This window comes from Sphingomonas sp. TX0543, assembly GCF_048565505.1.
In the GTDB taxonomy this organism is placed as follows: Bacteria; Pseudomonadota; Alphaproteobacteria; order Sphingomonadales; family Sphingomonadaceae; genus Sphingomonas.
This window is the reverse complement of record NZ_JBLZUS010000002.1, coordinates 3,428,078-3,447,329: the sequence shown is the minus strand read 5'-3', so window position 1 is coordinate 3,447,329 and position 19,252 is coordinate 3,428,078. Positions and strand designations below refer to the sequence as shown.

General features: G+C 64.7%; 21 protein-coding genes, 1 tRNA gene and 1 pseudogene. 6 read left to right on the top strand and 17 right to left on the bottom strand.

Translation table 11 applies throughout. The features are described 5' to 3' along the window. Positions 1 to 10: 10 nt before the first annotated feature. A complete protein-coding gene (locus ACM61V_RS17180; RefSeq protein WP_419714203.1) occupies positions 11 to 478 on the bottom strand; it encodes an IS110 family transposase in 468 nt (155 codons plus the stop codon). A 69-nt stretch (positions 479 to 547) separates the two neighbouring features. Between ACM61V_RS17180 and ACM61V_RS17175 the strand changes: the two are divergent. Next, a pseudogene (locus ACM61V_RS17175) lies at positions 548 to 876 on the top strand (IS3 family transposase); the annotation flags it as partial. Positions 877 to 1,241: 365 nt separating this feature from the next. Here the strand turns inward: ACM61V_RS17175 and ACM61V_RS17170 are convergent. From ACM61V_RS17170 to ACM61V_RS17145, 6 genes are all read right to left on the bottom strand, one after another. Then, positions 1,242 to 1,317: transfer RNA gene (locus ACM61V_RS17170), tRNA-Lys, on the bottom strand. Between the two features lie 90 nt (positions 1,318 to 1,407). Next, positions 1,408 to 2,520 carry a rod shape-determining protein RodA gene (gene rodA, locus ACM61V_RS17165; RefSeq protein ID WP_137785099.1) on the bottom strand — a complete coding sequence of 371 codons (1,113 nt, stop codon included), beginning with the start codon at positions 2,518 to 2,520 and terminating at the stop codon, positions 1,408 to 1,410. Continuing rightward, positions 2,520 to 4,616, bottom strand: coding sequence for a penicillin-binding protein 2 (gene mrdA, locus ACM61V_RS17160; RefSeq protein WP_137785098.1), 2,097 nt, complete (start codon positions 4,614 to 4,616; stop codon positions 2,520 to 2,522). Before mrdA ends, rodA begins: the two co-directional genes overlap by 1 nt. Beyond that, positions 4,613 to 5,047, bottom strand: a complete 435-nt coding sequence (locus tag ACM61V_RS17155; protein ID WP_249341347.1) for a rod shape-determining protein MreD — start codon at positions 5,045 to 5,047, stop codon at positions 4,613 to 4,615. Before ACM61V_RS17155 ends, mrdA begins: the two co-directional genes overlap by 4 nt. A gap of 74 nt (positions 5,048 to 5,121) precedes the next feature. After that, entirely contained in the window at positions 5,122 to 6,006 is an 885-nt protein-coding gene (gene mreC / locus ACM61V_RS17150) for a rod shape-determining protein MreC (protein ID WP_137785096.1), read from the bottom strand. Between the two features lie 31 nt (positions 6,007 to 6,037). Next, positions 6,038 to 7,081: a rod shape-determining protein gene (locus ACM61V_RS17145; RefSeq protein WP_137785095.1), complete on the bottom strand. Its 1,044-nt coding sequence runs from the start codon at positions 7,079 to 7,081 to the stop codon at positions 6,038 to 6,040. A 153-nt stretch (positions 7,082 to 7,234) separates the two neighbouring features. Between ACM61V_RS17145 and mutL the strand changes: the two genes are divergently transcribed. After that, complete coding sequence (gene mutL / locus ACM61V_RS17140; RefSeq protein WP_137785094.1) at positions 7,235 to 9,004, top strand: DNA mismatch repair endonuclease MutL; 1,770 nt, start codon at positions 7,235 to 7,237, stop codon at positions 9,002 to 9,004. 358 nt (positions 9,005 to 9,362) lie between these two features. On the opposite strand, the gene hisF is transcribed toward mutL, so the two are convergent. Genes hisF through hisB form a run of 5 tightly spaced genes read right to left on the bottom strand, consistent with a single transcriptional unit; the run spans position 9,363 to position 12,367 of the window. Continuing rightward, complete coding sequence (hisF, locus tag ACM61V_RS17135) at positions 9,363 to 10,130, bottom strand: imidazole glycerol phosphate synthase subunit HisF (protein ID WP_137785093.1); 768 nt, start codon at positions 10,128 to 10,130, stop codon at positions 9,363 to 9,365. After that, positions 10,127 to 10,864 carry a 1-(5-phosphoribosyl)-5-[(5-phosphoribosylamino)methylideneamino]imidazole-4-carboxamide isomerase gene (gene hisA, locus ACM61V_RS17130; RefSeq protein ID WP_137785530.1) on the bottom strand — a complete coding sequence of 246 codons (738 nt, stop codon included), beginning with the start codon at positions 10,862 to 10,864 and terminating at the stop codon, positions 10,127 to 10,129. Before hisA ends, hisF begins: the two co-directional genes overlap by 4 nt. Next, on the bottom strand, positions 10,861 to 11,466 hold the full coding sequence (hisH, locus tag ACM61V_RS17125; protein ID WP_137785092.1) for an imidazole glycerol phosphate synthase subunit HisH: 606 nt from the start codon (positions 11,464 to 11,466) through the stop codon (positions 10,861 to 10,863). Before hisH ends, hisA begins: the two co-directional genes overlap by 4 nt. Continuing rightward, entirely contained in the window at positions 11,463 to 11,780 is a 318-nt protein-coding gene (locus ACM61V_RS17120) for a YciI family protein (protein ID WP_137785091.1), read from the bottom strand. Before ACM61V_RS17120 ends, hisH begins: the two co-directional genes overlap by 4 nt. Further along, positions 11,780 to 12,367: an imidazoleglycerol-phosphate dehydratase HisB gene (gene hisB, locus ACM61V_RS17115; protein WP_137785090.1), complete on the bottom strand. Its 588-nt coding sequence runs from the start codon at positions 12,365 to 12,367 to the stop codon at positions 11,780 to 11,782. The genes ACM61V_RS17120 and hisB overlap by 1 nt, the downstream gene beginning before the upstream one ends. Positions 12,368 to 12,453: 86 nt before the next feature. On the opposite strand from hisB, the gene ACM61V_RS17110 reads away from it, so the two are divergent. The 3 genes from ACM61V_RS17110 (at position 12,454) to gmk (ending at position 15,372) form a co-directional block, all read left to right on the top strand. Continuing rightward, a complete protein-coding gene (locus tag ACM61V_RS17110) occupies positions 12,454 to 12,942 on the top strand; it encodes an SspB family protein (RefSeq protein WP_137785089.1) in 489 nt (162 codons plus the stop codon). A gap of 54 nt (positions 12,943 to 12,996) precedes the next feature. After that, positions 12,997 to 14,388: a class II fumarate hydratase gene (gene fumC, locus ACM61V_RS17105; protein WP_419714202.1), complete on the top strand. Its 1,392-nt coding sequence runs from the start codon at positions 12,997 to 12,999 to the stop codon at positions 14,386 to 14,388. Positions 14,389 to 14,715: 327 nt separating this feature from the next. Further along, a complete protein-coding gene (gmk, locus tag ACM61V_RS17100; protein ID WP_137785086.1) occupies positions 14,716 to 15,372 on the top strand; it encodes a guanylate kinase in 657 nt (218 codons plus the stop codon). Here gmk and ACM61V_RS17095 read toward each other — a convergent pair. Both ACM61V_RS17095 and ACM61V_RS17090 read right to left on the bottom strand, forming a co-directional pair. Then, entirely contained in the window at positions 15,369 to 16,058 is a 690-nt protein-coding gene (locus ACM61V_RS17095; protein WP_419714201.1) for an ATP12 family chaperone protein, read from the bottom strand. The two genes, gmk and ACM61V_RS17095, sit on opposite strands and share 4 nt — an antisense overlap. Further along, a complete protein-coding gene (locus ACM61V_RS17090; protein ID WP_137785084.1) occupies positions 16,055 to 16,276 on the bottom strand; it encodes a hypothetical protein in 222 nt (73 codons plus the stop codon). Before ACM61V_RS17090 ends, ACM61V_RS17095 begins: the two co-directional genes overlap by 4 nt. A 178-nt stretch (positions 16,277 to 16,454) precedes the next feature. Here ACM61V_RS17090 and ACM61V_RS17085 point away from each other — a divergent pair, with 178 nt between their 5' ends. Beyond that, a complete protein-coding gene (locus tag ACM61V_RS17085) occupies positions 16,455 to 16,655 on the top strand; it encodes a hypothetical protein (protein ID WP_137785083.1) in 201 nt (66 codons plus the stop codon). Positions 16,656 to 16,928: 273 nt separating this feature from the next. On the opposite strand, the gene ACM61V_RS17080 is transcribed toward ACM61V_RS17085, so the two are convergent. Genes ACM61V_RS17080 through ACM61V_RS17070 form a run of 3 tightly spaced genes read right to left on the bottom strand, consistent with a single transcriptional unit; the run spans position 16,929 to position 19,195 of the window. Then, positions 16,929 to 18,020, bottom strand: a complete 1,092-nt coding sequence (locus ACM61V_RS17080; RefSeq protein WP_137785082.1) for an RluA family pseudouridine synthase — start codon at positions 18,018 to 18,020, stop codon at positions 16,929 to 16,931. Then, complete coding sequence (crcB, locus tag ACM61V_RS17075) at positions 18,017 to 18,400, bottom strand: fluoride efflux transporter CrcB (protein WP_137785081.1); 384 nt, start codon at positions 18,398 to 18,400, stop codon at positions 18,017 to 18,019. The genes ACM61V_RS17080 and crcB overlap by 4 nt, the downstream gene beginning before the upstream one ends. A 45-nt stretch (positions 18,401 to 18,445) precedes the next feature. Then, positions 18,446 to 19,195, bottom strand: coding sequence for a hypothetical protein (locus ACM61V_RS17070; RefSeq protein WP_137785080.1), 750 nt, complete (start codon positions 19,193 to 19,195; stop codon positions 18,446 to 18,448). Positions 19,196 to 19,252: the final 57 nt, after the last annotated feature.

Sequence of the window (19,252 nt, the reverse complement as noted above, 5' to 3'; positions counted from 1 at the left end):
ACCGCATAGCTCAAACCGCCAGCATAGGGAATTTTAAGCGCCCACATCTGCGGAAAGTTCGGGGCCCTTTGACAATCCTGTCACGGACGCGTTGCAGAGCCTGTAGGTCAATCTGTTCCGGAGACCCGATCTCCACAAAGCGCATCGTCGGCGTGGTCACCGCTTCTGCGATTGCCTCGGCGGCGATGATGTCGTTCTTGTTCGACTTCCCAAACGGCTTCACGAACTGTGCCGGCACGATCCGCACAGTGTGGCCCATCGCCTGAAGTTTGCGCGCCAGCCACTGCGATCCGGGACACGCCTCCATCCTGATCAGCACCGTCGATGCCCGCTCAAAGAACTGCAGCAACGTCTCCCGTCTGAAAGTGGCCTTCTGGATCGGGGCGTGAGCTGCATCGAGGCCGACGACGTGAAAGACCGTCTTGCCCATGTCGATGCCTAACACGGCTGCATCTCTCGGTTTGTTGCGTATGCTCATTGCATCCTCCTTCTTGATCACCCGACTTCGAGTGGAAGGACAGGGCGGGTCATACCGTAAATGGAAGCGCCCGCTGCCAAGCGCGAAGCGGTCGCTCACCTTGAGCGGGTGTTCGAGGTGAGCCAGTGGCGGGCGTGTGATGTGATGGGCGTGGACCGGACGATGGTGCGGTATCGAAGCCGGCGCGGTGATGACGGTGCGATCCGGAGCGGATGCGGGGCCTCGCAGCGGAGCGGCGCCGGTTCGGCTACCGCCGTCTGCACTGGCTTCTCGGGCGCGAGGGTGTTTGGATCAACCACAAGAAGTTCCCGCGGGTGTACCGCGAGGAGCGTCTGCAGGTGCGGCGCCGCGGCGGCCGCAAACGGGCGCTGGGCACTCGAGCACCCATGGCCATCCCGTAGGGCCGCAACCAGCGCTGGTCGCTGGACTTCGTGTCTGTGATTTGGATTGGAGCTCGGGTGGCTTAGCTGTCTTATTTCGCCGTGATGCTCGAGGCTGTTAACGGCCTTCCTAGCCGGTGATGCTGGTGCGGAGCAAGATGGGTTAGCAGTCGCGCGGATTGGGAGGTGAAACGAAGACTCGCTCAAGTGCAGTCCAACAATGCGCAGGCCATGAATCTTTTACCGTGGACGCTGATGTGTGGAGGCTGAGCAGCCGCAGCGCCAAACAAGCGCACTGCTACCTAGAGAGCTACCTAGCACAAAAACGCTCGCGGCCGCTCGCTCGGAAGCGCTTCGTATCCAATTGAAAGGTTAGGAGAAAGTGGTGGACGCACTAGGGCTCGAACCTAGGACCCGCTGATTAAGAGTCAGCTGCTCTACCAACTGAGCTATGCGTCCATTCCGGCGTATGAGGCGACTTCGTGGTCGCCCTCGCGATCGGAAGCGCGCGGTTAGCAGGCGCATTCCGGTTTGCAAACACCTTTTTGTCTACCAGCCCGTTTTTCTTCGGCTTTCGCGATCAATCGACATAAGGATGCCCAGGCACAGCAAAACGGTCATCTGCGCCGAACCACCGAAGCTGACCAGCGGCAGCGGGATTCCGACAACCGGCGCAAGGCCCATCACCATCATCAGATTGATCGCGACATAGAAAAAGATCGTCGTCGAAAGTCCGGCTGCGGTGAGCTTGGCGAAGCGCGATTTCGCCCGCACCCCGACATTCACGCCCCATCGGATCACCCATAGATAGGCGGCTATGATGAACAGCCCGCCGGCGAGACCCCATTCCTCCGCCATGGTGGCGAAGACGAAATCGGTCTGCCCCTCCGGCAGATAGTCAAGGTGGCTCTGTGTGCCGTTGAGGAAACCCTTGCCGAGGATTCCGCCAGAGCCGATCGCGATTTTGGACTGGGTGATGTGATAGCCGGTTCGAAGCGGATCGCTCTCCGGGTCAAGGAAGATCAGCACACGATTGCGCTGATAATCGTGCAGCACGAAATGAAAGGCGAGCGGGGCGGCGATCGCAAGTGCCAGCGCGCCGCCGACGAACAGCCGCAACGGGATTCCGGCGAGGAACATCACCGTGATGCCACCGGCACAGATCATCAGCGCGGTACCAAGATCCGGCTGCAACATCACAAGCGCGGCAGGCACGCCGATCAGAACGCACGGCGGCCAGATCGCGCCGAACCGCCGTGTCTCCGAAGGCGGGAGCATCTCGTAAAAGCGTGCGCAGGCAAGCACGATGCCCGGTTTCATCAACTCTGACGGTTGGAGCCGGATAAAGCCGAGATCCAGCCACCGCTGGCTGCCGCCGCGCACCGCGCCAAGCAATTCGACCGCGAACAGCAGCACTACCAATATGACATAGGCCGGGATCGCGGCACGACGCCATACATCCTCACGCACTCCGCTCACGCCAATCGCAGCGGCAAGAAAAACGAAGAACCGCACGCCCTGCGGGAGCGCCCAGGGCCGGATACTGCCGCCGGCGGCGGAGAACAGGACGACAAGTCCGAAACACCCGATCGCCGTGACGGTCAGCAGAATGCGCCAAGGGAGCCGCGTGAGCGGGGCGGGAATGATCGACGCGCGCGCCATCAATCCGGCGTTCCCGGATCGGGAGACCCGGTCGTTCCGGCGACGCCACCTGTATTGGCGATGTCACCCGGGATTGCGTCGGCATTGGCGTTGCTTGCTCTTGTCGCCGCTTCAACGGCGGGCGCGTCGGTAGGAGCGGGGGCGTCCGTCTCGGTCGCCAAACCCTCCTCATTCGCCGCCGCGCTGGTTGCGCTGCGATAGGCTGCAGCCTCCGCGGCCATGCGGGTCCGTATGTCGCCGCCCCAAGTCGGCTCGATCTCGGCCAGCGATTTCAACGCTCGATCGCGATCGAAGAGATAGGTCATGATATCGCGCCCCATCATAGGCGTATCGAGATTGCGCACGGTATGGCCGCCGTGTTCGAGCACGATCGCAGCGGCATAACGCGGATTGTCGGCAGGCGCAAAGCAGACGAACAGGGCGTGGTCGCGAAGCTTGAACGGCAGGCTCGCATTCTTGAGCACGCCCGAGCTTCGTTCTGCCATGGTGATACGGCGAACCTGCGCAGTGCCGGTCTTGGCGGCAAGCTCCACGCCTGGGACATACATGCGCGACGCGCCCCCGGTGCCCCCGCCGTTGACAACTTTCCACATCCCCTCGCGGACAATGCGCAGGTGGTCGGGGTTTACCGGAAGCGCCGCGGCCTCACGATGCACGTGGCTCATCAGCAGGCTCGGCCGCAGCATCCGCCCAGAGGCGATTCGCGCGGCCATCACCGCAAGCTGAAGCGGGTTCGCCAGCACATAGCCCTGGCCGATCGAGGCGTTTAGCGAGTCCGCGACCGTCCAGTCGCTTTTGTACTTGCGGCGCTTCCACGCGCTATCCGGGACGGTGCCGTAACGCTGCGTGGCAAGGGGCAGATCATATTTCTGCCCCAGGCCGACCATCCGGGCGATCGGCGCGACATGATCGTAGCCGAGCCGACGCACCATCTCGTAGAAATAGATGTCACAGCTTTGCGCGATCGCGCCGCGCAGATCGAGCGGGCCGTGGCCACCGCGCTTGTGGCAGTGGAACACGCCGGTCCCCACGCGCAGCGAGCCGGAACATGATATGCGCTCATCCGCGCCCACGCCCGCCTCCAACAGCGCCAGACCATTCATTGGCTTGACGGTCGAGCCGGGTGGATACAGGCCCTGCGTCACCTTGTTCATCAGGGGCACGTGATCGTTGGCGCTCAGCATTTCCCATTCAAGATGGCTGATGCCGGCGGAAAAGCTGTTGGGATCATAGGCTGGCACCGATACCATCGCGAGCATCTCGCCAGTGATGCAATCGAACACCACCGCCGAACCTGAATTGGTGCCGAGGCGGCGTGCCGCATATTCCTGCAGCCCTGCGTCGATCGTCAGCTTCTGCGTCTTGCCGGGGATATCAGGTCGCGTGGCCAGCTCAGCGACGAGCTTGCCGCGCGCCGTCACCTCAACCCGCTTTGCGCCGGGCGTGCCGCGAAGTTCTTTCTCCAGTGTCTTTTCGAGCCCGTCCTTGCCAAGCTTGAAGCCAGGGGTGACGAGGAGCTGTTCCTTCGTCGCCTTGAACTGTTCGGCCGTCGCCGTGCCGACATAGCCCGTAAGATGCGCAACGGCCGCGCCAGCCGGATAGTTGCGCGCGAAACCACGGGTAGGCGAAACGCCCGGAAGTTCGGGCTGGCGGACCTGAACCGCGGCGAAGCGCTCCCATGAAATGCCGTCGATAACCTGCACGGGCTGGAATCCGGCCGCGCGCTTCAGGTCCGCGCGTACGCGCAGAAGATCCTCGGGCGTGAGATCAAGCAATTTCTGGAGCAGTGCCAGCGTGCGATCGAGATCCTCGACACGGTCGGGGATTATGTCGATGCGGAAATCGGTGCGATTGTCGGCGATCGGATGGCCGCCGCGATCGACGATCCAGCCGCGGCGCGGGGGAATCATCGTGTTGTTGACGCGGTTGCTTTCCGACAGCGAACTGTAGCGCTCGTTCTCGGCGATCGCCAGCCAGCCCATGCGGCCTGCGAGCAGCGCGCCGACCCCGATCTGCGCGGAGCCGAGCAGCCAGGCGCGGCGCGAGAAGGTGTAGCCCTGCTGCGCCTCGGTTGCGATCCGGGGCGCGCGGCTCATTCGATCGCCCGCTTTCGATCGATCCAGGCGACGATGCGCGCAGCAAGGGGGAAGAGCAGAATCGACACGACGATCTGTATCACTAGCACCTCATCGACGTGCGCGCTAAGCGGCGACGCGACGATCCTGCCGCCGGCGAGGCAAAAGGCGATCGCGGCGGCGGCGATCAGCCAGTCCTGAAAGAATGCGCGAAACATCGTGCGCTGGTCAAAGAGGTCGATCAGAAAGAAGGCGAGCGTCCATAATATCATCGCGCTGCCGAGCGGCTGGCCACTCGACAGATCGTCGAAGAGGCCCAGCAGCGGCGGGGACCAGCGGCGCAGCGCGAGCGGAGCGAGCAGGCGCCACGCCAGCATCATCAATAGCCCGCAAGGCGGCAAGAGCCCCAGTGTCGCCCCGAACGGCGCCACGGTCACGAGCGAGCCCGTCATCACCGTCATCCATGGAATCGCGCGTGCACGGGCCGCCGGCAACGCCGAAACGAACGGTTTGCGCGGAGCCTGGCTCATTTCCTACCCTTGGCGGATAGCGGACGCGGCGGCGGGGGCGGCGGGACGAATACCTCGCTCACGAGCGCGAAATCGAACGTGTCGGGGCGGGCAAACGGTTGGGCGGGCGCAGTATCGCTGCCCGGGCGCACCACACGGGCAACGAGCACGCCCGGCGTGTATATGCCGCCGGTGCCTGACGTGACGAAGCGATCGCCCGGGCGCAGTTTCGCGTCGGCGGTTTCGACAGAGCGGATATCGACCATTCCGTCGCCGCGTCCGGCGGCGAGGGCGGGCAGTCCGTCCCCGATGCGGCGGACCGGCACAATGCTGCTGGGATCGGTGAGCAATAGCACGCGGGCGGTGTTCGGCCCGGTTTCCGTGACACGACCAAGTAGTCCGTCCGGCCCGCGCACCGGTTGCCCGTCGCGAACGCCCTGCCAGCTACCGGCGTTGAGCACCCCGAAGCGCCGCGTGCTCGATGCGGTGGAACTGACGATGCGTGCGGTTATGATTGGGTTGAATGCACCGTCGCGCAACTTGAGAAGACCGCGCAGCCGGCGATTGTCATGCACGATGATCTGCGCCTGTATCAACGCCGCGCGGCTGCGCTTCACCTCGGCGCGCAGTTCCTCATTTTCGCCATGGACGCGGAAATAGGTGCCGATCGTTTGCGGTACGTCCGCGATCGTACCGAACACGGCGGAGACGCCGGACGATACCGGCGTCGTCACTTCGCGCACCGTCGCGCGCAGTGACGCGAATGCGGTGGGATCGATCGCGGAAAGGGCGAGCAGCACCGCGCCGACCATCGCGCCCGCGATCGCCAGAATGTAGGTGAGGAAAAGAGAATATTGCGCCCGACGCGAGAAACCCGGGCGCCGATCCCGCGTCGGCGCCATCACCTATTCCTCTTGAGAAAACCGCCTCTGTTCAACCGTTTGTCAGCACGCCGCGATACATCGGATCTTCAAGCGCCCGCCCGGTGCCGAGCGCCACGCAGGTTAGCGGATCCTCAGCGACGGTGACAGGGAGGCCCGTCTCGTCGCGCAGCACCTCGTCCAGCCCCTGAAGCAATGCGCCGCCACCGGTAAGCACGATGCCCTGATCGACGATGTCGGCGGCCAGTTCCGGCGCGGTATTTTCGAGCGCGACGCGCACGCCCTCGACGATCGTGGCGACCGGCTCTGATAACGCCTCGGCGATCTGCCCTTGGTTGATCTGGATTTCCTTCGGCACGCCGTTCACCAGGTCGCGGCCCTTGATGTGGATCGTCAGTCCGATGCCGTCGGACGGCGGCTTGGCGATCCCGACTTCCTGCTTTATCCGCTCGGCTGTCGCTTCGCCGATCAGCAGATTGTGGTTGCGGCGGACATAGCTGACGATTGCCTCGTCCATCTTGTCGCCGCCGACGCGCACGCTGGTGGTATAGGCAAGGCCGCGCAGCGAGAGCACGGCCACCTCGGTGGTGCCGCCCCCGATATCGACCACCATGCTGCCGATCGGCTCGGTCACCGGCATGTCGGCGCCGATCGCGGCGGCCATCGGCTCCTCGATCAGCCACACCTGGCTGGCACCAGCGTTAGACGCGGCGTCTCTGATCGCGCGTCGTTCCACCTTGGTTGAGCCAGAGGGAACGCAGATCACGATCTCGGGGAAGCGCCATGGCCGCTGTTTGCCGCCGTGCACCTTGTGGATGAAGTGCTTTATCATCTGTTCGGCGACGTCGATGTCGGCGATCACGCCATCGCGCAACGGGCGGATCGCCTCGATGTTGCCGGGCGTCTTGCCCATCATCATCTTGGCGTCGTCGCCAACGGCCTTCACTTTCTTGATTCCGTTGATCGTCTCGACCGCCACGACAGATGGCTCGTTAAGCACGATCCCACGACCGCGCAGGTAGACGACCGTATTCGCCGTGCCGAGATCGATCGCCATATCGTGCGACATGAACTTGAAAAATCGCGAAAAGGCCATGTTTCGGTAAATTCCGTCCCCGAGTCGCCGCGTCAGAATCGCGGCACGATATGCCAAGCATCCCACGCCTGCCGTCGCAAGGCGTAATTGATACGCATATATCTACGTCTCACGGGGTCGCGGGATGCCGCCGCTTGGGCTAGGGGAGTTGTCGTGTCAATACGACGTTTACCCGAGCACCTGGTCAACCGCATCGCTGCCGGTGAAGTGGTGGAAAGACCGGCCAGCGCGTTGAAGGAACTGGTGGAGAACGCGATCGACGCCGGTGCGACGCGCGTGAGTGTTGCGCTCGCCGCCGGCGGGACGGAGCGGATCGAGGTAGCCGATGATGGTTGCGGGATGACGCCTGGGGAAATGGCGCTGGCCTGCGAACGCCATGCGACGTCCAAGCTGCCCGACGACGATATCGATGCGGTTTCAACGCTCGGTTTTCGCGGAGAGGCGCTGCCCTCTATCGCCAGCGTCGCGCGGTTGACGCTGGAGAGTCGCCCGCGCGGCAGCGACGGCTGGGCGCGCACGATCGATAATGGCGATCTGGTGCGCGAAGGGCCAGCCGCCCTGCCACTCGGCACGCGGATCGTGGTGGACGGCCTGTTCGCGCGGGTGCCGGCGCGACGAAAGTTCCTGCGCTCGACCCGGAGCGAATATGCCGCCTGCCTCGATGTGGTGCGGCGGCTGGCGATGGCGCGGCCGGATATCGCCTTTACGTTGGAGCACGATGGCCGCCGCGCGCTCGCCGCATTGCAGGCGGAGGGCCGCCCCGGCCGTGTCGCTCTGCTGACCGATCGCGCGCTGGCGGAGAATTCGGTCGCGGTCGATCTGGAGCGCGAGGGTGTCGTGCTGGGTGGCGTCGCAGGGCTGCCAACCTTCCATCGCGGTGTCGCCGACCACCAATATCTGTTCGTCAACGGGCGTCCGGTGAAGGACCGGCTGCTGATCGGCGCGATTCGCGGCGCTTACGCAGAAATGATGCCGCGGGACCGCCATGCGGTGGTGGCGCTGTTTCTCGAGGTGCCGCCCGATCAGGTCGACGTGAACGTACATCCCGCCAAGACAGAAGTGCGCTTCCGTGATCCCGCAATGATTCGGGGCATGATCGTCAGCGGCATTCGCCGTGCGCTCGATGGCGCGGGGCATCGCGTGTCGAACCGCGCGGCGGAGGATGCGCTGGCGATGTGGCGGAGCGAGCCGATCGCGCGCCCGGCAGAGTATCAGCAAACGATCTGGGCTCCGCCGCCCCAACCCGCGGGGATGTCGGTCGCGGATCGGCGCACGAGCTTCGCCGCGCCGCCGCCACAGGCGCGTGCCGAGCCGGCGTGGGCACCGCCGCCGGAGCGCGAGGATCATCCGTTGGGCGTGGCGCGTGGGCAGGTCGCCAAAACTTACATTGTCGCGGAGGCGGAGGACGGCCTCGTCATCGTCGATCAGCATGCGGCGCACGAGCGGCTGGTGCTGGAGCGGATGCGCCGCGCGCTCGCGGACGGGCGGGTCGCATCGCAGGCGCTCCTCATCCCCGAGGTCATCGAACTGGACGAGCCGGCGTGCGACAGGCTGGAGGCGCGGGTGACGGAACTTGCCGAACTGGGGTTGGAGCTCGAGCGCTTCGGGCCGCGCGCGATCCTGGTGCGCGCGATGCCCGCGTTGTTGGGCGCCGGCGATCCGTCGGGACTGGTCGGCGACCTTGCCGACGAACTCGCCGCATTCGACGAGGCGCTGTCATTGCGCGAACGTCTCGATGCTGTCGCCGGTACGATGGCATGCCACGGCTCGGTTCGGGCGGGGCGGGTGCTTTCGGTCGCGGAGATGAACGCGCTGCTCCGTGAGATGGAAGTCACGCCGCACTCCGGGCAATGCAATCACGGGCGACCGACCTGGGTGAAGCTGGCGCATGGCGATATCGAGAAGCTGTTTGGGCGACGGTGACGGGCGTCGCCACAGTTGTGGACAGCTAATGCGGCCCGACCACATGTGCGTGGATAACCCGTCACGACCTAACCGCTGGCCGGGGCACGTCTTCGGCTCGGCGCCGTTCGTGTTGTTCGCCTTGCCGGCTTCTGCGTTTTACATGGTAGCGGAGCGCATGTGCGACATTGGCTCAGCACGATCATGCACAGTGAGTGGGGAGATTATCCAAGCGCCTCTTCCTCAGCGCAGCTAGGGCGCTTTGCGCGTTCGTAGGACGGGCGACAAATGCGCTGATAAACTGGATCAGGTCGTTTCAAGCTTCGTCAGCCTGCGGACAGCGGCTGGGACGCCCCTCTCGGCCAGGAGTGGGGGTCAATCAGCCCGCATATGTCCGCACCGGCACGCCAGCCGCCGCCAGCGCAGCATGTGCCTGCGCGATCGTAGCGTCGCCGAAGTGGAAGATCGATGCGGCCAGCACGGCGGAGGCGTGCCCCTCCGTCACGCCGGCGACGAGATCCTTCAGGCTGCCAACGCCGCCCGAGGCCACGACGGGCACTTTCGTCCGGTCCGCGATCGTGCGGATCAGCGCCAGCTCGTAGCCGTCGCGGGTGCCATCGCGGTCCATCGACGTGATAAGCAGTTCGCCCGCGCCCAGACCGGCGAGGCGCAATGCGTGCTCCACCGCATCTATCCCGGTCGCACGGCGGCCGCCATGCGTGAACACTTCCCAGCGATCGCCGCTTCGGCGCGCGTCCACGCTTGCCACGCAGCATTGGCTTCCAAATCGGTTCGCAATGTCGGACACCACTTCCGGCCGTGTTACCGCAGCGGAGTTGACCGCCACCTTATCCGCGCCCGCCAGCAGCAAGGCGCGCGCATCTTCCGCTGTCCGCACCCCGCCGCCGACGGTGAGCGGCATGAAACACACCGCCGCCGTGCGCCGTACCACGTCCAGGATCGTGTCGCGCCCCTCGTGGCTGGCCGTTATATCCAGGAAGCAGAGCTCGTCCGCGCCCGCACTATCATAGGCGCGCGCCTGCTCCACCGGATCGCCTGCGTCCTTCAGATCGACGAAGTTCACGCCCTTCACCACACGGCCGTTCGCCACATCGAGACACGGGATGACACGGGCACGAACGGTCATCCGGCAGCGCTCGCAACAGACAGCGCGGCCGAGAGATCGAGCCTTCCGTCATAGAGCGCACGGCCGGTGATGACGCCTTCCACACCATCGCGCGCATGAAGCGCAAGGATGTGAATGTCGCCGATGCCTTTCACACCGCCGCTGGCGATCACCGGAATGTTGACCGATCGTGCGAGATCGACGGTGGCCTCGACGTTGCACCCCTTGAGCAGCCCGTCGCGCCCCACATCGGTAAACAGGAGCGCGGCCACCCCGGCATCCTCGAAGCGGCGCGCCATATCGGTGGCGCGGACATCGGAAACCTCGGCCCAGCCCTTCGTTGCGACCATGCCGTCGCGCGCGTCGACCGCGACCACGATCCCACCGGGAAAGGCTTTGGCCATGTCGCGGACGAATTGTGGCTTCTCCAGCGCCGCCGTCCCGATCACCACCCGCGCCACGCCGAGATCGAACCACGCCTCCACCGCGCCGGGTGTACGGATGCCGCCGCCGAGCTGGACGTGACCGGGGAAGCGTTCGACGATCGTGCGCACCGCCGCGCCATTCACGGATTCTCCCGCGAAAGCGCCGTCGAGATCGACGACATGGAGATGTTGTGCGCCGGCGTCCGCAAACTGCATCGCCTGCGCAGCAGGGTCGTCGCCGTAGACGGTGGCGCGATCCATATCGCCTTCGGCGAGGCGAACGACCTGACCAGCCTTGAGGTCGATGGCAGGAAAAACGATCAGGGTCATGGGCGCCACGCTAGGAATCGTTCGAGCAGCGCGATGCCGTAGCGCTGGCTCTTTTCGGGATGAAATTGCACGCCGAGCATGTTGTCCCGGCCGATCGCCGCCGTCACCGGCCCGCCGTGATCGGTGCGCGCGAGGACATTCTCGCCCTCGAACGCGTAGCTGTGCAGAAAATACGCTTCGCCTGCCTCCAGTAACCCCGTCGAGGCGAGCGGGGTTACATCGTTCCACCCCATGTGCGGCACTTTCGCGGCCGGGTCTTCTGGGGCGAGCCGGCGGACCTGGCCCGCGATCCATCCGAGGCCTTGGTGCGTGCCCATTTCCTCGCCGGTCTCCGCCATCAGTTGCATACCGACGCAGATGCCGAGGAACGGCGCGCCGTCGTTCAGCACGCGCTGCGTCAGCGCCGCCTGCAGACTATCGACCTTGCGTAAATTCGCCGCGCACGCGCCAAATGCGCCGACTCCGGGCAGGACGATGCGTTCCGCGCGCACAATAACGTCCGGGTCGGCGGTGATCACCACGTCCCGTGCACCGGCCGTCCGTAGCGCGTTCTCCACCGAGCGGAGGTTGCCCGACTCGATATCGACCAACGCCAGCGTCATCGTGCGAGGCGGGCGACCGCATCGACCGCGAAGCTAGCCTTGAACTCAACCACTTCGGCGGTCGCGACGCCGCTGACGACGAACGGATCGGTCTGCGCGAGCGCCTCGATATCCTCTGCAACGCCGCGGCACAGGATCACCCCGCCAGTACGCGGTTCACGACGACCAGCCACGACGAAAACGCCTTGCTCGAAGCCCTGTTCGAGAAAGGCGACATGCGCCTCCATCTGCGCATCGACATCTTCGAGCGGCTTTACGTAATCGAGCAGGATCAGGCTCAGGTGCCCCTCCGCGCGATATTTTCCGGCCGGCATCACAACATGCCTTTCGTCGAGGGGATGGTATCCGCCTTGCGCGGGTCGATCTCCACCGCCTGACGCAACGCGCGGGCGAGGCCCTTGAAAGCGCTTTCGGCGATATGGTGATTGTTCTCGCCATGCAGGGTCTCGACGTGGAGCGTGATCCCGGCGGCCTGTGCGAAGGAATGGAACCAGTGTTTGAACATCTCGGTATCCATTTCGCCCAGGCGCTTCTGGGTGAACTCCGTATTCCACACCAGCCACGGTCGCCCGGAAATGTCGAGCGCGACGCGCGTCAGCGTCTCGTCCATCGGCGACAAAGCATCGCCGTATCGGCGGATGCCGCGCTTGTCGCCGAGCGCCTGAGCAATGGCTTGGCCGATCGCGATGCCGGTGTCCTCGACCGTATGGTGCTGGTCGATGTGCAGATCGCCCTTCGTGCGTACGGAAAGATCGATCAGCGAATGGCGAGCGAGCTGCTCCAGCATATGATCGAAAAAGCCGATGCCGGTTTCCACGTCATACTGGCCGCTGCCGTCGAGATTGACGGTGACGGCGATGTCCGTCTCGCTGGTGGCACGGGTTATGGTCGCTGTGCGCATGGCCGCGCTCCATAGCGCGCGTGCGGCATTTGGGAAGGAAAGCTTTGCTTGACCACGCCCGCGACCGCGCTACCCATAGCCGCCATATGGATGATTCCGCGCCTGATAGCCTGATACCTTACGACGAGATCGTGCAGGAAGCCCTTCGCGCTGTGGTCGGCCGCGTGCTCGGCTCGGTCGCGGAGAACGGCGGCACGCTGCCGGGCGAGCATCATTTCTACATCACGTTCAAGACACAGGCGCCGGGCGTCGATATCCCGAAGCGTCTGATCGAGCGCTTCCCTGACGAGATGACGATCGTCATGCAGAACCGCTTTTGGGATCTGACCGTCGACGACACGAAATTCTCGGTCGGCCTAAGCTTCAACCAGGTGCCGTCGAAGCTGCTGATCCCGTATTCGGCGGTCACCGGCTTTCACGATCCGGCGGTGAATTTCGAATTGCGCTTCCAGGCGGCCGAAGGACCGGAGGACGGTCCGGGGGGCCACGATCCGGCGGAGAACGACGGCCCGACCGCAACGCCGGTCGAGGATGGATCGAACGTCGTGGCGGTCGATTTCAAGCGCAAGAAATAGACCGGCCGCGGCGGGACAGACCTGCGCCATGCGGCCGTGCATCGTGGAGCACGGATGACCGACAGCCGCACCGAAACCGATTCGATCGGCGCGATCGCGGTGCCGGCCCAGGCCTATTGGGGCGCGCAGACGCAGCGATCGATCGAGAACTTCCCATTCGGCGACCGCGAAAGGATGCCGATCGCCATCCCCCGAGCACTCGCGCTGGTAAAGCAGGCGGCCGCCCGGGTAAATCGCAACCACGGCCTCTCCGCGGACAAGGCCGATGCGATCGAGCAGGCGGCGGCCGAAGTCGCTTCCGGCGACCATGACGATCAGTTCCCGCTGGTAATCTGGCAGACCGGCAGCGGCACACAATCGAACATGAACGTCAATGAGGTGATCGCGGGCCGCGCCAACGAGATTCTGACCGGCCAGCGCGGTGGCAAGTCGCCGGTGCATCCCAATGATGATGTGAACCGCGGGCAATCCTCGAATGACAGTTTCCCCACCGCGCTCCACATCGCGGCGACGCTTGGCGTGCGCGAGCGCCTGTTCCCGGCGCTAAACCGGCTCCACGACGCACTTGATATCAAGGCGCATGCCTGGGTGCATATCGTGAAGATCGGGCGCACCCATCTTCAGGATGCCACACCTCTCACGCTCGGGCAGGAGTTTTCCGGCTATGCGAACCAGCTTTATCGTTGTCGTCGCCGGATAGAGCCGGCAATCGAACATGGCACGCTGCGGCTGGCTCAGGGAGGCACGGCGGTTGGTACCGGACTGAACGCACCCGCGGGTTTCGCGGAGGATTTCTGCGCCGCGCTGCGCGACATTACCGGCGAAGCTTTTATTCCGGCGGAGAATTTTTTCGAGGCGCTCGGCTCGAACGATCCGCTTGTTCACCTATCAGGCACGCTCAATACACTGGCGGTTGCGCTCACCAAGATTGCCAGCGACATCCGCCTGCTTGGCTCCGGCCCGCGCTGCGGCATCGGCGAACTTGATCTGCCGGCGAACGAGCCGGGCAGTTCGATCATGCCGGGCAAGGTAAATCCCACGCAATGCGAAATGCTTACAATGGTCGCCGCGCAGGTGATGGGCAATCATGTCGCGATCACCGTGGGCGGCGCGCAGGGGCATCTGGAACTGAACGTGTTCAAGCCCGTAATTGGTGCGGCAGTGTTGCGGTCGATTGACTTGCTTGCGGTTGGCATGGCGTCTTTTGCCGAACGCTGCGTCGAGGGGCTGGAGGCGAACCAGCGGCGCATCGCTGAGCTGGTTGATCGATCGCTGATGCTGGTGACCGCGCTCGCGCCAGAAATAGGCTATGACAATGCCGCCAGGATCGCCAAGCATGCTCATGCGGAGGGACTGACCCTGCGCGAGGCAGCGACGGCGCTCGGGCTGGTCGACGCCGCGACTTTCGATCGCCTTGTCCGGCCCGAGGCAATGCTCGGAACCTGAACGCGCCTGAAGCGCTTGTTCGCTCCAAGGCAGTTCTAAGGGGTTATTCGAATGATTCGCTCTATTATTGGCGCACTAGTTGGTAGCGAGCTACAGCGCCGCGAAGGCGGAAGTGGCGTCAAAGGTGCAATTCTCGGCGCGTTTATGACTCGCGCGGTCACGCGTATGGGTCCGCTTGGGCTGGCGGTTGGTGGGGCCTATGTCGCGAAAAAGGCTTACGACCGGCACAAGGCGCGGCAGACTGGGAGTGCCTCGACCGTCGCCTAAACGCGCCGCGCCGCGCCATGTCGTCTTGACGCATGCCCTGCGCGCGCGGCAGTAGCGCGCATGGCCGCTTCCCCACATCCCGATCCGCACGGTTTCAAGCGCCGCGGCGTGTTGTTTGTGCTGTCCTCGCCATCGGGCGCGGGCAAGTCCACTATCGCGCGCAAATTGCTCGCGGACGATGCCGATCTTTGTATGTCGGTTTCCGCTACCACACGCGCGATGCGCCCCGGCGAGGTTGATGGGACGGATTATCATTTCGTTTCGCTAGATCGCTTTCGGGAAATGGCGAACTCCCACGAGTTCCTGGAGTGGGCGCATGTTTTCGATGAACGGTATGGCACACCCAAGGCGCCGGTGGAGAAGATGCTGGCGGCCGGCAAGGATGTGCTCTTCGATATAGACTGGCAGGGAGCGCAGCAGCTTTATCAGATCGCAGGCGGCGATGTGGTGCGGGTATTCATCCTGCCACCATCGATGGAGGAATTGCATCAGCGCCTGCTGAAGCGCGCGACCGACTCGACCGAGATCATCGACAGGCGCATGTCGCGGGCCGCGAATGAGGTCAGCCATTGGGACGGCTATGACTATGTTTTGGTCAATGACGATGTCGAGCAATGCTTCCAGCATGTCCGCACGATCCTGGCGGCGGAGCGCCTGAAGCGATCGCGACAGACCGGGCTGATCGGCTTCATTCGCAAGTTGCGCCGCGCCAGCTAGCGCCGCGTGAGCGCAGCGAGAAACCTTGTCGCCGCATCAAAGTCCGCACGTTTCGCCTCGCGAGCGCGGGTGGCGAGTTCGTCGTCACCCCATTTCTCGATCTGCCAGTCTTCGTCAATCTGCGCGGCGCGCCACAACGCATCGGGATCGATCACACCTTCCGCCAGCGCCAGCGTGCCTACGATCGTGCCGGTCGCTCCAACGATCGTTTGCAAGGCCGCAAGCGCAAACGGATCATACGTCGCGACAGCGTCGGAGATCCGTGCGAGCGTCGCCTCGGGCTGATCGACGTGCATCACGCCAGCGGTTGTCTCAAAATGCACGTCGTAGCGACGCCGCGCCCAGTCGAGCAGCGGATTCCATGCCGCCTTCTGGCGCGCCACCAGCTCGGCTGGCGTCTCCGCTCGATAGCAGGTGAGGTCGCTCTCTGCATATCGCGCGATATCTTTGACGAATGGAGCGGGATCCGGTGCGATCCGATCGATCGCTGCGTTGGCGAGCCCGGTCAGAGGCATCAAGCGCGGATCGAGGGTTTCGGCAACTCCGCGCCATTCTTCGGCTATCACCTCCGCCAAGGCCGCTGTGGGTAGCGCGAGCCGCGCGCGGCCCGGCGTGCGCGCCGTCCGACCGTCAAGCAGCACGCCGCCGCCCTCGTCCAGCGACACCTCGTTCCAGAAGCGCTTCATTCCGGCGGTGTCCGCCAGCGCTTCGCAAGGCTGCGCGGCACGATTGCCATCATTGCCATCGCCGAAAGCACGATCGCGCCGCCAAGTACCCTCCGCCAGACAGTGTCGCCTTCTGCGAGGAGGATCACGCCGAGCACCGCTCCGCCCGAGGCGGCCAGGCGGGAGAGCGTGATGTAAAACCAGCGGACCTTGGCGGGATCTTGATTGGGGGCGGCCATAGCAGGCCTATGACCGATCGACGACGCGCGCGCCAGCCATCGCGACGAACCGTATCGCGCGGACGCCGGGTGTAGCGTGAACGGCTTGGTAAGTACCTCCTGCTATGGTTAAGCAATGGGCTGAACGGGCCGGGGGGGCACGCCGGCTTTCAACATTTGGATATGGAGACGCTGGCAGATGGTCGGCCCGATGGTATTCACTTATGGTTTGTTGATGAGCTTCGTGTTGTCTGGCGCGTCGCGCAACGCGAAAATGCGGCGTCCGAACCCGCCGGTGGTGCAATATACCGGTTATGTGTTGTGCGGATTGACCGGCGCGCTCTCTGCGATGCTCTTCGCGATCGCCGCGCTCGGCTTTTTCGGCGCGCCGCTCATCTGATCCTTGCGGGCGCAGCGAAAGCGGAAGCACTACCCTACCTCGACGACGACGTAGCTGCATGTCGCCATCTGATCCGCCAGAATTGGCGATTGCCCGCGTGATGCCCGAAATCGGCATGGCCCGGTTGATGCACGACGGATGAAAGGTGAAATTGCCCGCCGTGTCGATCGTCACCGGCGCATGCTCCACCGCCGGCCCGTCCGCGCCGGTCGCATTTCCCCCGTGACGAGATGCGACGCCGCTACAGTTGCGCGGATAGGGTGTCGGAATACATCAGTCGCGCTCGGTGCCACGTCCGCGCCGTTCGCCGCGCCGGGCCTTGCGCACCGTTTTCGCATGGGCGCGCGCCTTCGCCTTTTTCTCCTCACGGCTGGGCGGGGGGCGTGTGTCAGCCGGCATGTTGTCGCCGAGCGCCTCGTCGAAGCCCAGGCTCTTCAGGCTTTCGGCAAAATGGGTCGGAAGTGCGGCGGTCACGTCGATCTTGTCGCCGTCCGGGTGATCGACGCGGATGCGCCGCGCGTGCAGATGCATCTTCCGGCTGATCCCACCGGTGAGGAACGCCGCCGCGCCGCCATATTTGCCATCGCCAACGATCGGGTGCCCGATCGCCGCCATATGCACGCGAAGCTGGTGGGTACGCCCCGTGAATGGCTGCAATTCAACCCAGGCCGCATGATTGCCCGCGCGCTCGATCACCCGATAACGGCTGCGGGAAGGCTGCCCTTCCGCCTCGTCGACGTGCATTTTCTCGCCGCCAGTTCCGGGCTGCTTGGCGATCGGCAGATCGACCGTGCCATCCTCGATCGACGGCACCCCGACCACCAGGGCCCAGTAAACCTTCTTGGCCGAACGCCCCGAGAATGCCTTTGAAAAGAACGCCGCGGCGCGCGCGGTCCGCGCTACCAGCAGCGCGCCCGAGGTATCCTTGTCAAGCCGGTGGACGAGTTTGGGTCGCCCCTCCGCCTCGAACTGAAGCGCGTCGAGCAGGCCGTCGACATGCGCCGTGGTCTTGGTGCCGCCCTGCGTGGCCAGGCCAGGGGGCTTGTTGAGCACGAATGCGGCGGCATCCTGGTGGATCACCATCTCGCGCGCAAACGCGATCTCGTCATCAGACAGCGGCGCCCGCTGGCGCACCGGGCGTGTCGTGGCGCGTAACGGCTCGGCCGGCGGCACGCGCAGCACCTGACCGACGGTGACGCGATCGCCCGGCCCCACGCGCGCGCCATCCAACCGCAGTTGCCCGGTCCGCGCCCATTTGGCGACGATGGTGAAGCTCGTATCGGGCAGATGGCGCTTGAACCAGCGATCGACGCGGATGCCATCGTCATCGGGCGCGACCGTGAACTGGCGGACGGCATCGTTCATGCCGTCACCGCGCGCATGATGAACAGACCCGTGAACACTGCCAGAACCGCGCCGAACAGTGACGCCAGGACATAGGCGAGCGCCCCCGCCCAGGCCCCGCGCTCGATCATCGCCACCACGTCCAGCGAGAATGAGGAGAAGGTTGTATATCCGCCGAGTACACCAACGCCGAGCAGCAGCCGCCAGCCTTCGCCGCTCACCGTGGGGAAGCGCGCCAGTGTGCCGACGAGCAGGCCCATCAGCAGTCCGCCGACGATATTCACCGTCAGCGTTCCCCATGGCCAGTTTGGCCCGAGCAGCGCAAGCATCAGCCGGCCGGTCAGATGCCGCGCGCCCGATCCGAAGGCGCCCCCAAGCATGACAATGAGTAGGTTCTGCATCGCGCCGCCCTAGCGTGAAAGGCGCGGCGGCGGAAGGGAAGGGGATCAGTTGCCGCGGTCGGCGATAAGATCGACCTCGGTGCCGCCGCCCGCCCGGGGCCGGAACATCACGAACAGCGCGCCTTTGCCGGGTGTCGAGGCGGCGAGGACATGATCCGCTCCATCCATGCCATGCTGTGCCGAAAGACCGGCATCGCCGGCCTTGGTGTAATACCAGGCCAGCAGGCGCTGCAGCGACGCTCCGCTGGCGAAATTCACGATGCGAAGCGCGCAGCCATTGCCGTCCGCACCAGCTGCTTCGATCACCCGTGCATCCGGATAAAGTGGCGTTGCGGGTGGCAATCGGTTCGCCCAGACGGCCGAATACCTTACCTTGGCGACACAATCCCCGGTGGCGTGCTGCCCTTCCGCGAGCGCGCCCAGCGTCAATGCGCGCCGCGCGGCGGCGCATTGCGGGCACGGGCCGGGCGCCGGTGCCGGCCGCAACCTATCCCTTTCGGCGGGGCCGCCGCGCGCCGCGATATCGTCTGGCGGCAAAGCGCCGCTGGCCGGTTGTGCCGGTGGCCTGACTACATCTGCATTTGCCTGCTGCACCAGCGCGGGATCGACCATGATCGGATCGCGCAGCGCAGTTCGGAGCGCGGGATCGTTGGCCGCACTCGCCTCGTTCGTGGCGGCGAGCATATTGTCGAGTTCGTCCGCGTTGCCGGTATCGCTGCGGGAGTCGCCACACGCGGCTAGCGTGATCGCCAGCAGCGGGGCGAGGAACTTGGCGAGGTGGCGCGGCTCGATCATGGCGAAGATACTTGCCCTATCTTGCTTGCCGAAGCGTTGACACGCGTGCCGTATTGC

What these genes read in the sequence shown, in the direction of transcription:
- ACM61V_RS17090 (WP_137785084.1), bottom strand. Translation starts at nt 16,276, where the DNA reads ATGGCCGCCCCCAATCAAGATCCCGCCAAGGTCCGCTGGTTTTACATC.
- ACM61V_RS17095 (WP_419714201.1), bottom strand. Translation starts at nt 16,058, where the DNA reads ATGAAGCGCTTCTGGAACGAGGTGTCGCTGGACGAGGGCGGCGGCGTG.
- mrdA (WP_137785098.1), bottom strand. Translation starts at nt 4,616, where the DNA reads ATGAGCCGCGCGCCCCGGATCGCAACCGAGGCGCAGCAGGGCTACACC.
- hisB (WP_137785090.1), bottom strand. Translation starts at nt 12,367, where the DNA reads ATGCGCACAGCGACCATAACCCGTGCCACCAGCGAGACGGACATCGCC.
- ACM61V_RS17155 (WP_249341347.1), bottom strand. Translation starts at nt 5,047, where the DNA reads ATGACGGGCTCGCTCGTGACCGTGGCGCCGTTCGGGGCGACACTGGGG.
- gmk (WP_137785086.1), top strand. Translation starts at nt 14,716, where the DNA reads ATGGCCGCTTCCCCACATCCCGATCCGCACGGTTTCAAGCGCCGCGGC.
- hisH (WP_137785092.1), bottom strand. Translation starts at nt 11,466, where the DNA reads ATGACGCTGGCGTTGGTCGATATCGAGTCGGGCAACCTCCGCTCGGTG.
- ACM61V_RS17180 (WP_419714203.1), bottom strand. Translation starts at nt 478, where the DNA reads ATGAGCATACGCAACAAACCGAGAGATGCAGCCGTGTTAGGCATCGAC.
- crcB (WP_137785081.1), bottom strand. Translation starts at nt 18,400, where the DNA reads ATGCAGAACCTACTCATTGTCATGCTTGGGGGCGCCTTCGGATCGGGC.
- fumC (WP_419714202.1), top strand. Translation starts at nt 12,997, where the DNA reads ATGACCGACAGCCGCACCGAAACCGATTCGATCGGCGCGATCGCGGTG.
- ACM61V_RS17070 (WP_137785080.1), bottom strand. Translation starts at nt 19,195, where the DNA reads ATGATCGAGCCGCGCCACCTCGCCAAGTTCCTCGCCCCGCTGCTGGCG.
- rodA (WP_137785099.1), bottom strand. Translation starts at nt 2,520, where the DNA reads ATGGCGCGCGCGTCGATCATTCCCGCCCCGCTCACGCGGCTCCCTTGG.
- ACM61V_RS17085 (WP_137785083.1), top strand. Translation starts at nt 16,455, where the DNA reads ATGGTCGGCCCGATGGTATTCACTTATGGTTTGTTGATGAGCTTCGTG.
- hisA (WP_137785530.1), bottom strand. Translation starts at nt 10,864, where the DNA reads ATGACCCTGATCGTTTTTCCTGCCATCGACCTCAAGGCTGGTCAGGTC.
- ACM61V_RS17110 (WP_137785089.1), top strand. Translation starts at nt 12,454, where the DNA reads ATGGATGATTCCGCGCCTGATAGCCTGATACCTTACGACGAGATCGTG.
- ACM61V_RS17080 (WP_137785082.1), bottom strand. Translation starts at nt 18,020, where the DNA reads ATGAACGATGCCGTCCGCCAGTTCACGGTCGCGCCCGATGACGATGGC.
- mreC (WP_137785096.1), bottom strand. Translation starts at nt 6,006, where the DNA reads ATGGCGCCGACGCGGGATCGGCGCCCGGGTTTCTCGCGTCGGGCGCAA.
- ACM61V_RS17120 (WP_137785091.1), bottom strand. Translation starts at nt 11,780, where the DNA reads ATGCCGGCCGGAAAATATCGCGCGGAGGGGCACCTGAGCCTGATCCTG.
- hisF (WP_137785093.1), bottom strand. Translation starts at nt 10,130, where the DNA reads ATGACCGTTCGTGCCCGTGTCATCCCGTGTCTCGATGTGGCGAACGGC.
- ACM61V_RS17145 (WP_137785095.1), bottom strand. Translation starts at nt 7,081, where the DNA reads ATGGCCTTTTCGCGATTTTTCAAGTTCATGTCGCACGATATGGCGATC.